Annotated in this window: 2 protein-coding genes and 2 pseudogenes; all 4 read right to left on the minus strand. The window is 58.3% G+C overall.

The features are described 5' to 3' along the window. Positions 1 to 356 (minus strand): annotated as a pseudogene (locus ACX80D_RS17725) (IS256 family transposase); the annotation flags it as partial. Between the two features lie 48 nt (positions 357 to 404). After that, positions 405 to 1,343, minus strand: a complete 939-nt coding sequence (locus tag ACX80D_RS17730) for an IS3 family transposase (protein WP_459324180.1) — start codon at positions 1,341 to 1,343, stop codon at positions 405 to 407. Next, entirely contained in the window at positions 1,298 to 1,588 is a 291-nt protein-coding gene (locus ACX80D_RS17735) for a transposase (protein WP_459324179.1), read from the minus strand. The genes ACX80D_RS17730 and ACX80D_RS17735 overlap by 46 nt, the downstream gene beginning before the upstream one ends. A 45-nt stretch (positions 1,589 to 1,633) precedes the next feature. Continuing rightward, positions 1,634 to 1,745: pseudogene (locus ACX80D_RS17740) on the minus strand (transposase); the annotation flags it as partial.

Consider the following 1,745-nt stretch of genomic DNA (forward strand, 5'->3'; position numbering starts at 1 on the left):
ACGTTACGCATGAAATGCACCCGGCACCGCTGCCATGCAGCGCCCTGGAATACGGTGGCGATGGCCTTCTTCAAGCCACTGTGGGCATCGGAGATCGCCAGCTTCACCCCGTCCAGCCCTCGGGTCTTCATCGAGCGCAGGAACGACGTCCAGAACCCTTCGTTCTCGCTGTCTCCGACGTCGAAGCCAAGGACTTCCCGGCGCCCGTCCGCGGCCACCCCGAAGGCGACCACGACGGCTTGGGAGACGACCCGGTGTCCGACCCTAGCCTTGCAGTAGGTCGCGTCGAGGAATACGTACGGGTAATCCATGGTGGAGAGGTCCCGATCCCTGAAAGCACCGACCTCATGGTCCAAGTCCTGAGGTGTGTCAAGGATCTGGGACAGTTGGTTTAGTTCTTTAGGTTAGGCAGCAGCGAGTTGTTGCTGGTTTTGGGTGTTGAAGTTGGCCATCGCTGTTGCCGGCGGCAGGCCGTTGTTGTGGGTGTGTGGTCTCCACCGGTTGTAGAAGGCCTCGATATAGTGCATGGTGGCCCGTCTGGCGTCCTGGCGGGAGTCGAAGCTGTAGTGGTGGTAGAACTCGTTCTTAAGGGAGGAGAACGCTGATTCAGCCACGGCGTTGTCCCAGCACACGCCGGCGGCTCCCATGGATTGGCGGATGTTATTTCCGGTGCACCATTTGCCCATTTCACGGGAGGTGTATTGCGTTCCATGGTCGGAATGAAAAATTGCTCTGGCTTGCAGATGGCCATTGTCTCTGGCCATTTCCAGTGCCTTGACGCACAGTGAAGCGCGCATGTGATCGGCCATCGCCCAGCCAACGATCATGCGGGTGCACAGGTCGATGACGGTGGCCAGGTACAGCCAGCCCTCGCCGGTACGCAGGTACGTGATGTCTCCGACGAGGCGGATGCCAGGGGTGTCTGCGGTGAAGTCACGGCCGATGAGATCCTTGAACACTGCGTCCGGATCGCAGGGAATGGTGGTTCGTTTGAAGGCGCGCATCCGCCTGGCCTGCCACCCGTTTTCAGCCATGATCGTGGCCACTGTTCCCACGGAAACAGCCACCCCGTCAGTGGTGAGTTTCGTGTGAACCATGCGGTGGCCAAAGATCCCGTCAGAGGAGTCGAACATAGTCTTCACCTGATCGGTCAGCTCACGGTGGCGGATGGTTGTAGGCGTGTCGGTAGCTTCACGCCAGCGGTAGTACGAGGACCTGGGCACCTCCAGTTGCCGGCACATCCAAGCGACTTTCTCTCCAGCGTTCTCCTCCTGCTGAACAAAGCGGTAGATATCATCTACCGTTGTTCCTTGGCGAAGAACGCTGAAACTTTTTTTAGAAATTCATTCTCCCGTTCTACTTCACGTAGCCGGACTTCCAAGGCCTTGTATTTCGCAGCATCTACCGGTTGATCCGGCTTCTTGCCGCCACCGCTTTGGCCTTCGCTGGCGAGCCTGACCCAGCGCTTGAGAGCGGTCAGTGAGATGCCGAGTTCAGCAGCCACCAGAGCTAGCGGACGGCCAGAAGATTCAACTAACGAGACGGCGTCGGCCTTGAATTCATCAGAGTAGGTTGGTCGAGAAGACATGGGAACAATCCTTTCAGGAACTGTCTCACATCATTACAACACCTCATCCTCACAGATCCGCGACACCTCGGACTTGGAAATCCCGGTGTCGGCCCCGAGTGCCTTGACCAGATCGTCGACCTTTCGGGTGGAAACCCCGTGCAGGTAGGCCTCCATC

The organism is Arthrobacter sp. Sr24 (assembly GCF_054511175.1).